12 protein-coding genes are annotated in these 14,656 nt (G+C 41.3%); all 12 read right to left on the reverse strand.

Translation table 11 applies throughout. The features are described from left to right. Positions 1-181: 181 nt before the first annotated feature. The 12 genes from NYE32_RS08615 to NYE32_RS08670 all read right to left on the reverse strand — a co-directional run bounded on the left by NYE32_RS08615 (position 182) and on the right by NYE32_RS08670 (position 14,629). Complete coding sequence (locus NYE32_RS08615) at positions 182-619, reverse strand: hypothetical protein (protein ID WP_073689908.1); 438 nt, start codon at positions 617-619, stop codon at positions 182-184. A 618-nt stretch (positions 620-1,237) separates the two neighbouring features. Next, on the reverse strand, positions 1,238-1,744 hold the full coding sequence (locus NYE32_RS08620; RefSeq protein ID WP_073689907.1) for a hypothetical protein: 507 nt from the start codon (positions 1,742-1,744) through the stop codon (positions 1,238-1,240). Positions 1,745-1,755: 11 nt separating this feature from the next. Further along, positions 1,756-3,774 (reverse strand): ATP-dependent DNA helicase RecG, encoded by a 2,019-nt coding sequence (gene recG, locus NYE32_RS08625; protein WP_073689912.1) that lies wholly within the window; start codon positions 3,772-3,774, stop codon positions 1,756-1,758. Positions 3,775-3,906: 132 nt separating this feature from the next. Then, positions 3,907-5,010, reverse strand: coding sequence for an alanine racemase (gene alr / locus NYE32_RS08630; protein WP_156685219.1), 1,104 nt, complete (start codon positions 5,008-5,010; stop codon positions 3,907-3,909). Positions 5,011-5,037: 27 nt separating this feature from the next. Then, on the reverse strand, positions 5,038-5,391 hold the full coding sequence (gene acpS, locus NYE32_RS08635; RefSeq protein ID WP_002891813.1) for a holo-ACP synthase: 354 nt from the start codon (positions 5,389-5,391) through the stop codon (positions 5,038-5,040). A gap of 2 nt (positions 5,392-5,393) precedes the next feature. Further along, positions 5,394-6,425 (reverse strand): 3-deoxy-7-phosphoheptulonate synthase, encoded by a 1,032-nt coding sequence (locus NYE32_RS08640; RefSeq protein WP_073689905.1) that lies wholly within the window; start codon positions 6,423-6,425, stop codon positions 5,394-5,396. 84 nt (positions 6,426-6,509) lie between these two features. After that, a complete protein-coding gene (locus tag NYE32_RS08645; protein WP_002891816.1) occupies positions 6,510-7,541 on the reverse strand; it encodes a 3-deoxy-7-phosphoheptulonate synthase in 1,032 nt (343 codons plus the stop codon). Between the two features lie 20 nt (positions 7,542-7,561). Continuing rightward, a complete protein-coding gene (secA, locus tag NYE32_RS08650; RefSeq protein ID WP_004183450.1) occupies positions 7,562-10,111 on the reverse strand; it encodes a preprotein translocase subunit SecA in 2,550 nt (849 codons plus the stop codon). 182 nt (positions 10,112-10,293) lie between these two features. Continuing rightward, a complete protein-coding gene (locus NYE32_RS08655; protein ID WP_241672425.1) occupies positions 10,294-10,638 on the reverse strand; it encodes a hypothetical protein in 345 nt (114 codons plus the stop codon). A 2-nt stretch (positions 10,639-10,640) separates the two neighbouring features. Continuing rightward, positions 10,641-11,588 carry a mannose-6-phosphate isomerase, class I gene (manA, locus tag NYE32_RS08660; RefSeq protein ID WP_070437949.1) on the reverse strand — a complete coding sequence of 316 codons (948 nt, stop codon included), beginning with the start codon at positions 11,586-11,588 and terminating at the stop codon, positions 10,641-10,643. A gap of 65 nt (positions 11,589-11,653) precedes the next feature. Beyond that, on the reverse strand, positions 11,654-12,547 hold the full coding sequence (scrK, locus tag NYE32_RS08665; protein WP_004183453.1) for a fructokinase ScrK: 894 nt from the start codon (positions 12,545-12,547) through the stop codon (positions 11,654-11,656). 180 nt (positions 12,548-12,727) lie between these two features. Further along, positions 12,728-14,629 carry a sucrose-specific PTS transporter subunit IIBC gene (locus tag NYE32_RS08670; RefSeq protein ID WP_139723691.1) on the reverse strand — a complete coding sequence of 634 codons (1,902 nt, stop codon included), beginning with the start codon at positions 14,627-14,629 and terminating at the stop codon, positions 12,728-12,730. Positions 14,630-14,656: the final 27 nt, after the last annotated feature.

Here is a 14,656-nt window from a genome sequence, read left to right on the forward strand (position 1 = left end):
TTGTAAATACATTTTGATTTTTTGGGAGTATAGACTAGAAAAAGCCAAGGTGCCTCTAGGAGCCCTTGACCTTATACTAAATCAGTAGCTAACTATTAACAGTATCAATTATATCGAATATCAATATAAAATACTAGTTTATAGGTAAGATTTTATTACTTTTCAACTAAGATTCATTCAATTATTTGACAGCTGTTTGTCCCTTACGAAGACGGACAGCATCACAAGCTAGAGAGACCAAGAGAAGCCAAACTGATGTGCTGAAGTCAACTACAAGGTGATTAGTCGTTCCCAACTGCAAGAAGATATTCAATGCTGATGGCACAAAGGTTAAGAGAGCAGCCTTTTTCAAGAAGAGAGAGAAATCTTCTGTCCAAAGTGCCTTCCAAGTAAAGTCTTTAAGCTCTTTACGAAGAAGACAAATCAAGGCAAGATAGAAGGCAAATTGTAACTCTGATACTAGCCAGTAACCCCATCCAGAAAGGTAATGAACCTCAGCACCTGGGAAAAGATTAGTCACATCCACAAAAGGAAGGATAAGTAAAGCAAGCATTGCAAAACCGTAGATTGCCATAAGAAGAATAAGAAGAGCATTGATGATTGGTTTAAGTGTTTTCATGATAAGTTTTTCCTTTGTTAAATAGTTTTAGTAAATAATTTCTCTTTTTCGCGAATAAGATTATCTTTATCGAAAACTTATTATCGTTTATCGATAATTATATATTACACTCTTTATTTCTCCTTGTCAACACATTTTTATCGTTTTTCGATATTTTTTATCTAAATTTCAAAAAATAAAAACCAGTCAAGAAAATCTCAACTGGTTAGCTTACTTATGTTAATCGCCTAGACTGGTCAAGCTTCCGTCTAGACTTTTTATGAGTTTAAGAAGAGGGATTCTACGTTATGAAAAAAAGGAAAAAGGGATTTTGGAAAATGAGGGATGAAAGTTGTAGAATATGGGTAAATTTAGCCTCTTCCTAGCATCAATACTAGTTTTGATAAACCTTAAAGTCTTGAGGATGCTTCTGGAAATTTCGGTTGTAGGTTACTTTAATTTTTACTGTCATTGTTTTGTCCTCCTTTTTAGGAATGGTTTGGCCTAGCCAAAACGTTTTATTATCAAAACCTATCTCGTTTTGATGGTTTTATTATAGGTTGCCTAACTTAAAGAAAGCTTGTAATAAGCTTGAAGGGAACTTAAAACTCTCAGTGAGTTTACTGAGAGTTTTTCTGTCTAAAGCATGGATAAAATAATTCCCAAGACCAGAGCCACCCAAACGGCATAGCGAATTGTCGCATGATAGCGGTAACTTTCAATAACCTTGGGTAGCTTTGTAAAAAGATAGGCAATGTAAGCAACTATGGAAAGAAAATACCCTTTAAAATTCCAGGCTGAGCCTAAGATACTAAAATCTTCGAATAGGGGCACAAGCATCAGTACAGCCGTAAGCATGCACCAGACCGGCAAAAGCGTTCTTTCCTTTTGATGCTGTATATGGATAATCAGTTGAGCTATAAAACCCGCGACGTACATAATCAGTAATATCGAACAAGCTAGAGAGATAAGAAGTGAATAAAGATATAGGGTATGAAAGTCTGTCTTTCCTTCTATCAGCTTTGTCAATTCGGTAATAAACCAAATCAAGATGAAGGCGAAAAAATAAAATATAAGACCTAACATCATAAGAAACAAGGGATGCAAGATAGCAAAAAAATCGAGTTTTAACCGTCTTTTGTTCATTGGTTTCCTCCTCAATCAAACTCGCCTTGGCTTCTCAAATGTGCCCCTAGCACCTGCCATTCAGGATTCTCTCGCCAGTTAGGGTCAGATACAATTTGGCTAGCCACCCGTCTGGCTTCCTCTAAGATATTGTAGTCTTCCACAATATCGGCCACCTGAAATTCAGGAATACCTGACTGACGTGTCCCAAAGATTTCACCTGAGCCACGCATTTTAAGATCCTCCTCAGCTAGAACAAAGCCATCCGTGGTCTCACACATGGCCTGCATGCGTTTTTTACCAGTATCATTTTTAGGATTAGCCACCAAAACACAGTAGGACTGCTTATCGCCACGACCAACACGCCCTCGAAGCTGGTGAAGCTGGCTAAGTCCAAAACGATCCGCATCCATAATGACCATAACTGTAGCATTTGGCACGTTAACACCTACTTCGATAACTGTAGTTGATACTAAAATCTGAGATTTTCTGTCCTTGAAATCTTGCATAATTTGGTCTTTTTCATCATTTTTCATACGACCGTGCATCAGAGCTACTGTAGCTGAATCCCCAAAGAACTCTGTGAGTTCCTGATGAAGGGCCACCGCATTTTTCAAATCAAGAGCCTCAGACTCTTCAATCAGAGGAGAAATAAAATAGACCTGAGCATCTTTTTCCAACTCCCCCTTAATCCAAGTCAATACAGTATCTAACTGCTCATGCTTAACCCAACGGGTAATAATGGGCTTACGTCCAGCTGGCATCTGGTCAATGATAGATACATCCATCTCCCCAAAGGCAGTGATTGCCAAGGTCCTAGGGATAGGGGTCGCTGTCATCATGAGGACATCAGGATTGTCACCCTTCTCACGGAAAATACGACGTTGATTAACTCCAAATCGGTGCTGTTCATCAGTAATGACTAGCCCAAGACTATGATAAGTCACTGCATCTTGAATCAACGAGTGGGTTCCCACAATCATCTGAGCCTCCCCAGACTCGATTTTGGAAAGGGCTACTTTCTTATCCGCCGCCTTCATTCCAGAAGTTAGGAGCACTACCTCTAACTCAGGAAAAAGCCCCTGTAAACTCTGATAATGCTGCTCTGCTAAGATTTCCGTCGGTACCATGAGGGCAGACTGAAATCCTGCCGTATAGGCCCCATACATAGCCAAGCTAGCGATAACTGTTTTCCCTGAGCCCACATCTCCTTGCAAGAGACGGTTCATATGAGCCCCAGATTTCATATCAGCTAGGATTTCCGATAAACTACGCTGTTGGGCCTCTGTTAAGGGGAATGGTAATTCTGCAATTTTGGCTTTGATTTTGGCTTCATCGTAAGCAATTGCTAGACCATTGGTTTCGGACTTATTTTCAGCCTTCAGCACCTGTAAATTCATCTGGAAATAAAAGAGCTCCTCAAACTTGGTCCTACGTAGGGCCTGCTTATATTCAGCCAAATCTTTCGGAAAATGCATGGCACGCACAGCCTCTTGACGTCCCATGAGACGGTACTTGTCCAGCAGCACCTGAGGGAGATTTTCCTCCAACAAATTAAGGGCCCCACTATCAAAAGCTGCCTTTATGGCCTTTATCAGTTGGGCCTGACTAACACCCTGGGCCACATGGTAGACTGGCTGCATATCGTCCTCAACTTGAGCCAGGACTTTCATACCAGTCACAGCAGACTTCTTCTGGTCCCATTTGCCAAAAATAGCCACTTCTGCCCCCATCTCAATCTTGTCCACAAGATAAGGTTGGTTGAAGAAACTAATGGCAATCACAGCCTCTCCTTGCTTGATTTTAAAACTCAGACGATTCCGTTTAAAGCCATAATACTGCACATTGGCAGGCGTCACCACTGTTCCCGTAATAACAGCCTTTTCGCCATCCATCAGTTCAAAGATAGACTTACTCTTAAAATCCTCATATCGGAAAGGAAAATAAAGCAAGAGGTCCCCAACCGTGTATAAATCTAATTTGGTAAATTTTTCAGCGGACTTAGGCCCAAAGCCTTTCAAATCCGCAATTGGTGAATCTAGTTGAATCATATCCTCTATCATTTCTATCGTGTTCTTCTTCCCGTGAAAAAGGAAGCCTTATCAGCTATTATAACACATGAAAATGGTCTTAACTAAAACCAAAAAATCCAGCATCAAACTGGATTTCTCTTTTTATTTATATTAGTCATAGCTACGAGGTACACGGTCACTAAGTAAACAAAGAACTTCGTAGTTGATAGTACCACGTTTTTCAGCCACCTCTGTCGCAGTGATGCTTGCTCCACCATTTTCACCCATAAGAGTGACAGGAGTTCCTAGGGGATAAACCTTAGGAAGACGAACGGTAATCTGGTCCATAGACACACGCCCAACAATAGGACAAAACTGTCCATCCACAATAACGTGGAAACCTTGTAAATCTCTGGTCCAACCATCCGCATAGCCAATCGGAATGGTTCCAATAACCTCATCAGCTGTCGTCGTATAGGTTGCACCATAACCCACATATTGACCTGCTGGTAGGGTCTTAACATGAACAAGTGCAGTCTCCAAACTTAAAGCAGGACGAATCCTATATGGAAGGTCTAAAACACTACCACTAGGATTGAGACCATAGATAACAACACCTAGACGTACCGCATTAAAGACTGTTTCTGCATGCCAGATACTCGTCGCAGAGTTGCTAGCATGTACCAAGCGAGGACGGTCCACCAAGTTATTAACTAAGTCCGTGAAGAAGGCCAATTGACGCTTGAATTTACTATCATCTGCCTCATCAGCCGTTGCAAAATGAGTAAAAATACCTTCGACATCCGCACCAAGTGATTTAAGACCAGCAATCAAGCTATCCGCATCCTCTTGGTTACGCACCCCAATACGGCCCATACCTGAATCAATCTTAATATGGCAGGTCAAACCAGTTAAATCAAGCCCTTGATTCTTAGCCATTTCCAACCACTCAAGCGAAGCTACCGTCAGAGTGATGTTTTCTTGAATAGCCAAAGGAACCTCGTCTGGCAAGACGACTCCTAAAATAAGTATCGGTTGTTCTAAGCCAGCTTGACGAAGTTCAAGCGCCTCGTCTAGGTTGGAAACACAAAAACCATCCACCTGCTTAGATACATGCTTGGCCACTTCGACAGCGCCATGACCATAAGCATTGGCCTTAACAACTGCAAAAGTCTTTACCTGTTTAGGGATGTGACTAACCACTTGTTCAATATTTTCTGAAATTGCTGATAGATCAACCTTTGCCAAGGTTGGTCGATGTAAACTTGAAATCATAAGCTATCCTCTTCCAACATCTATCTCTTAGTTTTTTTCTAAAATGACACTTGCCTGAACAAAATCACCGCTATGGGAAATCGAGATAAAAACCTTGCCTTCAAAAGGTGATTGGGTCACCACTGGAGCTCCCTTGTCATTGGTCAATATTTCAATATCCTTAAAGCCGACTGCTCCAATACCAGTACCCCAAGCCTTTGAAAATGCTTCCTTACCGGCCCAGCGCCCTGCTAAATAGGACATCTGACGATTACCAGAAAGGGATTCAAAACGCTCCCACTCTTTTGGTGTCAATACCTTTTTTGCAAAGCGTGGATTGCGGTCATAAGCCTTTTTTACAGCTGAAATTTCCTGCAAGTCTATACCATGTCCAAAAATCATAATTATAACGAAAGTTGATTGTGGATTTCACGAATAAGGCTATCTGTCTTATCCCAACCAAGACATGGATCTGTGATTGATTTACCGTAAACTTCAGGTGTGTCCTGACGACCATCCTCAAGGTAAGACTCAATCATAAAGCCACGCACGGTATCCGCGATACGCTCATCCCACTCACGATTAAGAAGGACTTCACGCACAATACGAACTTGCTCCATGAAGTTTTTACCTGAGTTGTCATGGTTAGTATCAACAAGGATAAATGGATTTTCCAGATTAAGTGCACTATACTTGTCCAAAGCCTTAACCAAGTCCTCGTAATGGTAGTTGACAATGTTCTGACCATTTTCATTGTTGGCACCACGCAGGATAGCGTGAGCGAGTGGGTTACCATCTGTTTTAACTTCAGCACCATTGTAAAGGAAATGCTGTTGGTTCTGCGCAGCATAGATACCATTAAACATGACATTCAAATTCCCTGACGTTGGGTTCTTCAAGCCAATTGGCACATCAATACCTGAAGCTACAAAGCGGTGTTCTTGGTCCTCAACAGAACGTGCTCCAACAGCGTGGTAGCTAAGCAAATCATCAAAGAAGGAAAGATTTGACGGATAAAGCATCTCGTCAGCGATGGGAAGACCTGTTTCAGTAATAATACGTGACTGAAGGTGGCGAACCGCCTTAACCCCAGCAAGAAGGTCTACATCACCCTCTGCATCTGGTTGGTGGATAAGCCCCTTATAACCATCTCCATTAGTACGTGGTTTAGCTGTATAAACACGCATAACAATAAAGATTTTGTCCTTCACTTCTTCCTGAAGTTTGGCCAAACGGTGAGCATAGTCAAGAACGGCTTCTTCATTATCAGATGAACATGGACCAATAACCAAGAGAAGACGTTTGTCCTCACCCTTGATAATTTTTGCCAAGGCCTCATCATTAGCTTGTTTAGTTACTAGAGCGTCTCCCGTAAGAGCGTGTAATTTCCTTACTTCCGCTACATCAATCAGCGGACTATTTTGATGAATTCCCATTTATTTTCCTCTCTTTGTGAAAAGAGAGCGAACCGCTTGGTCATCCAAACGGTTCACTCCCCATATATGGTTTCTGTTACCTTATTATTTTGACAAAGTATCGTGGATTTCACGAATCAATTCTTCTGTCTTATCCCAACCAAGACATGGGTCAGTGATTGATTTACCATAGACATCTGGCGCATCTTGACGGCCATCTTCAAGGTAAGATTCAATCATGAAACCACGTGCCACTTTGTTGATTTTTTCATTCCAATCACGGTTAATCAAGGTTTGACGAACGATACGGATTTGTTCCAAGTAACGTTTACCTGAGTTATCATGGTTTGTATCAATAACGATGAATGGATTTTCAAGGCCCATTTGTTCATAGTGTTCGATTGTTTCAAGCACATCATCATAGTAGAAGTTAGGCACGTTTTTACCATATTCATTCGTTGAACCACGAAGAATAACGTGTGCCAATGGGTTCCCTGGAGTTTCAACTTCTTCACCGTTAAAGAGGAAGTTTTGTTTGTTTTGTGCAGCGTAGATACCGTTAAACATCACGTTAAGGTTCCCTGATGTTGGATTCTTCATACCAGTTGGAACATCAATACCTGACGCAACAAAACGGTGTTGTTGGTCTTCTACAGAACGTGCACCAACGGCAATGTATGACACAAGGTCATCTACCAAAGGAAGATTTTCTGGGTAAAGCATTTCGTCAGCAGTTGTGATACCAGTTTCAGTGATAACACGGTAGTGAAGGTTACGCACAGCCTTGATACCGTTAATTAGGTTTGGTTTCCCTTCAGCATCAGGTTGGTGTACAAGTCCTTTATAGCCATCACCATTTGTACGAGGTTTAGCTGTATAGACACGCATAACCATAAAGACTTTATCTTTAACTTCTTCTTGAAGTTTAGCCAAACGGTGAGCATAATCAAGAACAGCTTCTTCATTATCAGATGAACATGGACCGATAACCAAAAGCGTACGGTCATCTTCACCCTTGATGATTGCTTCAAGCTCTTTATCACGAGCTTGTTTCTTGGCAAGGGCTTCACCTGTTAATGTAGTTGATTCTTTAACTGCATCAAAATCAATTTTTTCACTTACTGCTTTAAAAACCATAATAATTACCTATTTTTTTCCTAAAATTGTTTACGACCGTGACAATTTTTAAATTTCTTACCAGAGCCACATGGACAGAAGTCATTACGACCAACTTTACTAAAGTCAATTTCTTGACCATTAGCATCTGCTTGGTGGGCCTGGATATTGCCTGTTGCTGTTGTCGAAACACGTTCATTCACATTTTCACGAGATTGTTCATGAATTTGTGCTTTCATCATTGTACGTGTCACATCATATTCAATTGCCCCAATCATATCTTGGAACATCTTGAACCCTTCAGATTGATACTCAACGATTGGGTTGTTTTGTGCATAACCACGCAAACCAACGGCATTACGTAATTGATCTAGGGCATCGATGTGGTCCGTCCACTTGTTATCAACAACCATCAAAATCAAGACTTTTTGGAATTCACGGATAGCTTCCTCTGAACGCAATTTCTTGATTTGACGATCATAAACATCATCTGCTAACTCATTCAAGTAAACTTTAATAGCGTCATAATTAACACTACGTTTCGTTACCTCTCCCACTTCTTGTAAATCTTCAAGTGAGATGGCATTCTCAGGAACCAAAGCCTGACGAGCAAAGTTCAAAATACCTTTAAGAGCTTCCTCTTGATCATTGCGGCTGTGACCATCTACTGTACGGTTAATCGTACGCGTAATCATAGCCTTAATCTCAGGTTCAAGGTCACGTTCCGCTGTGATAACATCATAACGCTCAGCGTAGATGATTTCACGTTGTTCACGCATAACGTCATCGTACTGAAGGACTTGTTTACGAGTATCGTAGTTATTTCCTTCGACACGTTTTTGAGCCGCTTCCACTTGGCGTGTCAACATACGTGATTTGATAACAATATCTTCATCATCAGCATTCAAACGTTCCAAGACTTGTTTGATACGATCAGAACCGAAACGACGCATCAATTCGTCTTCAAGTGAAAGGTAGAATTGAGATTCCCCTGGGTCCCCTTGACGTCCCGCACGACCACGCAACTGGTTATCGATACGACGGCTTTCGTGACGCTCTGTACCAATGACACAGAGTCCACCAAGGTCAAGAACACCTTCACCAAGTTTGATGTCGGTACCACGACCGGCCATGTTGGTCGCAATCGTAACGGCACCACGTTGACCCGCATTCATGATAATATGCGCTTCTTTTTCGTGGTTCTTGGCATTAAGCACTTCATGAGGAATACCTGCTTCAACCAACATCTTAGAAATCAAGTCAGATGTTTCAACGGCAACCGTACCAACAAGGACTGGCTGTCCCTTTTCATAACGACGTTTAACATCTTGTACCACAGCGCGGAATTTAGCATCCAAGGTAGGGTAAAGAAGGTCATCGTGGTCAATACGTTGAATTGGACGGTTAGTTGGAATCGGAATGATTCGCATGTTGTAAATTTCACGGAATTCATCTTCCTCAGTTTTACCAGTACCAGTCATCCCTGACAATTTCTTGTACATACGGAACATATTTTGGTAAGTGATTGAGGCAGATGTCTTCGTTTCTTCTTGAACTGGTACACCTTCTTTTGCCTCAATGGCTTGGTGGAGTCCATCTGAGAAACGACGACCTTCCATGGTACGACCTGTAAATTGGTCAACGATAAGAATTTCTTGCTCAGGACTGACCACATAGTCAATATCATGCAACATGATGTAGTTGGCACGAAGGGCGTTGTCAATATAGTGAGTCAAGGCAACATTGTCAATATCGTATAAGTTGTCCAAGTTGAAGAATTCTTCAGCCTTGTCAATACCTGAGTCATTCAAACCAATCGTTTTCGTTGGAATATCAATGGCATAATCATCCTCTGTCAAGGTCTTAACAAAGGCATCCGCACGGTGATATAACTGATTAGTTTCTGAACTTACAGGACCTGATACAATCAATGGTGTACGAGCTTCGTCGATAAGAACTGAGTCAACCTCATCGACCAAGGCATAGTTCAATGGACGTTGTACCATGTTTTCCTTACGAACAACCATGTTATCACGAAGATAGTCGAAACCTACCTCTGAGTTGGTTGAGTAAGTGATATCACAGTTATAAGCTTCACGTTTTTCAGCTGGTGATTTGGCTGAAAGGTTAATCCCTACTGACAAACCAAGCCAACTATAAAGCTCACCCATTTCAGTTGCATCACGCTCTGAAAGGTATTCGTTAACGGTGATAACGTGCACACCTTCACCTGAAATAGCATTTAGGTAAACAGGCATTGTCGCAGTCAGGGTTTTCCCTTCCCCTGTACGCATCTCTGGGACGTCACCATGGTGAAGAACAATACCACCCATGATTTGCACACGATATGGGAAAAGTCCAAGAACACGTTTTGCCCCTTCACGAACAACTGCAAATGCCTCTGGCAAGAGTTGGTCTAGGCTTTCTCCGTTTTGATATCGTTTTTTAAATTCTTCTGTTTTTGCCTGAAGTTCTTCATCTGAAAGAGCCGCCATTGCATCAGCATAGCTCTCGACTTTCTTGGCAGTTTTTTCTAGTTTCTTAATTTCGCCTTTATCATTTTCAATGATTTTGCGTAATATATTTGCCATCTTTTTTCCTTTCGACAGTCTTTATCTCCATATTTTACCACAAAAGCCCCCTTTAAACAAGAAATCACTCAAGGATTGACAAAGAAAAAAGCCCTAGTTTAAGGGCTTTCACAATGGATTTGCAAATAAACGAAAACTTTTTTATTAGATTCACTGAAAATATCGACAATAATGCTTTAAAACTACTTCTTAGAGTTCTCTTGGCTCTCTAGGATATCCTCAAAATCATGCAAGAGATTTTCAAAAGCCTGCTCAAAGAAGACATGGTCGGTGCTACTATAGGCCTTCATTATCATAGGGCTAGCTTCAAAATCAACGTAGAATTGATAGTCCAAGACACCATTTTTCCAGTAAAATTTGATGCTAGGGGAGGCCGTTTTTTCACCGCACATACCCGGAATGGCCCGTTGTAAGCCATAAATGTGATCTCCATAATCTTTCAGACGATAGTAAGCTCCCTCAAAATAATAGGATTTGCCGATTTCAATACGCTCAAATAGTGCAGCTAAAACTTTTTCATTACTCATACTTAAGCCTCGTTAGGGTGACTGACAATCATCTCCAATTGTCCATCAATTTCCCAATCTGTCACATCATTTGGAAGAATGAAGTGATCACCTTTTTTTAGACAATAAATGCGTGAATCGATAGTCATAGTCCCATTGCCAGAAAGTACTGAACAAAGCAAATAAGGAGCTGATTGCTTGAAGTCAACCAAGCCACTGAGTTTCCATTTATATACGGTGAAGAAGGAGTTTGATGTCAAACAAGTCGACTCTAATTGCAAGGTCTTAACAGTTACTGGGACACTATTTTCTGGGTCCCCTAAATTCAAGACATCAAGAGACTGTTGAATATGAAGCTCACGTTTATTGCCCTGATCATCCCTACGATCAAAATCATAGACACGGTAAGTGGTGTCGCTAGATTGTTGAGTCTCTAAGATCAGGATACCTGGACCAATAGCATGCATGGTACCACTTGGTACAAAGAAAAAGTCACCTTTTTTAACAGGAGTTTTCGACAAAAGTCCGTCCCAATCACCTGCTTCAATTAAGGACGCCAATTCTTCCTTGGTCTTAGCCTTGTGACCATAAATAATCTCTGCACCCTCTTCAGCATCAATAATATACCAACATTCTGTCTTTCCTAGCTCACCTTCATGCTCTAGTCCATAAGCATCATCAGGGTGTACTTGTACTGAGAGCCAGTCATTAGCGTCCAAAATCTTTGTCAACAAAGGAAAAACACTAGTCTTGGGATTTCCAAAAAGTTCTGGTTTATCCTTGTAAAGTTCTGCCAGATGAAAACCAGCATACTTCCCGTTTTTGACATAGGATACACCATTAGGATGGGCAGAAATTGCCCAGTATTCACCAGTGTGTTCACTGGGAATATCGTAACCAAACTCTGTCTTAAGTCGATTACCTCCCCAGATTTTTTCATGCATTGGCGAATCTAAAAATAAAGGTTCCATTACATCCTCCTGTATAGAGCAAAACGCCTTAAGATCATGTCTTAAAGCGATTTTACATATTTTGCTTATTTGCGTGAGTGTTTGTCAGCTACATCTTTGGCAAGTGCAAAGTTACCAAGTGTCGCAGAGCCATTACCTGAAACAGCAGGTGTCACAATATACTCAGTCACGTCTGGTACTGGAAGGTAACCATTCAAAAGAGCTGTGAATTTTTCACGGACACGACGAAGCATGTGTTCTTGTCCCATAACACCACCCCCAAAGACGATAACTTCTGGACGGTAGAGCACAGTTGCCTGGACAGCAGCTTGAGCAATGTAGTAAGCTTGGACGTCCCAAACGTCAGAGTGCTGATCAATCAATTCACCACGAATACCTGTTCGAGCTTCGAGTGATGGTCCAGCAGCCAAACCTTCCAAACACCCACGGTGGAATGGACAAGTTCCGTTAAATTCATTGGAAACATCATTTGGGTGAAGAGGTACATATACGTGACCAGCTTCAGTGTGACCCATACCACCAATGAACTCACCATTTTGAATAGCACCGGCTCCAATACCAGTTCCGATAGTGTAGTAAACAAGACTCTTAACACCTTTACGAACAAGTGTCTCACCATAAGCAGATGAGTTAACATCAGTCGTAAAGTAGAAAGGAATATTAAACTCTTTAGCAATCAAACCAAGAAGGTCGACATTTGACCAATGTGGTTTTGGTGTTGAAGTCACAAAACCATATGTTTCAGAGTTTGGATCAACATCAATTGGTCCAAATGAACCAATTGCAATTCCAGCCAATTGATCTTCATAACGTTTGAAAAATTCAATCGTACGGTCAATTGTTTCGTAAGGTGTAGTTGTTGGGAATTGAGTTTTTTCAACGACTTGGAAATTTTCATCACCAACAGCACAAACAAATTTTGTACCACCAGCTTCCAAGCTTCCGTAAAGTTTAGCCATAGGTAAAGCTATCTCCTTTTATGATCAATAATAACTATTTATACTATTATAAATAAAAGCTAGGCAAAAGACAATCTAAATGAGACCTTGTTTAAGGAGGTACAGACTACTCTGCTTCATACTTTTCTTTATGAGCCATTTAACTAAAAAAGCCGAATTGGCTTCGACTTTTCTAGCTTATTATTTAACTGCGATGAAGTCTGCACCTTCAGCAACTGAACCATTCGCTACTGATGAAACATCTTCGAAGTCTGCAGTGTTTGTAACGATAACCATAGTTGTATCGTCAAGACCTGCTTCAGTGATTACTGAGCTATCGAAGGTAGCCAAGACATCACCTTTTTTAATACGTTGATTTGCTTGAACTTTAGCATCAAATCCTTTACCGTCAAGTGAGACAGTGTCGATACCGATGTGGATAAGCACTTCAGCACCTTTATCAGATTTAAGACCGTAAGCGTGACCTGTTGGGAAGGCGATTTGCACTTCACCATCAAATGGTGCGACTACTTGGTTTCCTGAAGGTTTAATAGCGGCACCTTTACCCATAGCTCCTGATGAGAAGACTGGGTCATTAACATTTTCCAAAGCTACAACTTCACCTTTAAGTGGTGCAGCGATTGTTTCGGCTTGCAATGCAACTGGAGCTGATTCTGCAGATGCAATATCTTCAGCAACAACTTCTTTTTGAGCTTCAACTTCTTCCTCTTTGTAACCGAAGATCCAAGTAAGAGCAAAACCAAGAGCAAGTGTTACAAGTACCATGATCACATACTTAAGCACTTGACCGTTAAGGTAAAGAAGAGTACCAGGAACGATTGTTACACCAAATCCTGTACCAGCGAGGTTAAGGATTGAGGCCAACCAACCACCAGCAGCACCAGCGATAAGACCCATGATAAATGGTTTACCGAAACGAAGGTTAACCCCGAAGATAGCTGGTTCAGTGATACCAAGTACCGCTGAAAGAGTTGCAGGGAAAGCAAGTGCTTTCAATTTAGCATCTTTAGTTTTAACACCCACTGCAAGTGTCGCACCAGCTTGGGCAGTCATAGCAGCTGTGATGATAGCGTTAAGTGGGTCTTTACCAGTATTAGCAATGAGGTTAGCTTCAAGCAAGTTAAAGACGTGGTGAACCCCTGTAACGACGATAACTTGGTGAACTCCACCAAGAACAAGACCAGCAAGACCAAATGGCAAGTTAAGAATCCATTCTGTAGCAGCAAGAACATAGCTTTCAACAGTATGGAAGACAGGACCAATGATAAAGAGGGCCAAAGCTGACATTACTGCGAAGACGATAAGTGGACGCAAGAGAAGGTCAAGAACGTCTGGAACCCATTTACGAACCCATTGCTCGAACTTAGCACCAAGCAAACCTACGAAGAAGGCTGGAAGCACTGAGTTTTGGTAACCTACTACTGGAATAAAATCAAAGAAGTAAATTGGTTTAGCAGCACCTGATGCAACATCCCAAGCGTTAGGAAGGGCGTTGTTAACCATCATCAAACCAAGAACCAAACCAAGAAGTGGTGAACCACCAAATACGTTAAAGGCTGACCAACAAATCAAGGCTGGGAAGAAGGCGAAGGCTGTATCTGTCAATACAACTGTGTAAGTATAGAAATCAGTAGCAGCAAAAGCTTTTGATGTTGTACCGAACAAACCAAGAACTGTATCGTTATTGATTGCTCCACGGATACCCATGAAAAGACCAGTCGCTACGATTGCTGGAAGCAATGGAACGAAAACGTCACCGAATGAACGGATAGCACGTTGGAACCAGTTACCTTGTTTAGCAGCTTCTGCTTTTTGTTCGTCTTTAGATGCTGTTGGAAGACCTTGAGCAACGACTTCGTCGTAAATCTTGTTAACAGTACCTGTACCAAAAATCATTTGGTATTGACCTGAGTTAAAGAAAGCACCTTGAACTTTTTCAATGTTCTCAGCCTTTTCTTTATTGATTTTGTTTTCATCTTTGACCATCACACGTAGACGAGTCGCACAGTGAGCAACACTGTTGACGTTTTCACGTCCACCGAGGGCATCGATGACTTCTTTTGCAATTTGTTTGTTATCCATTTGCAAAATTCTCCTTAATAAAATTTG

It is taken from the genome of Streptococcus sp. FSL R7-0248 (assembly GCF_037967965.1).
GTDB lineage: Bacteria > Bacillota > Bacilli > Lactobacillales > Streptococcaceae > Streptococcus.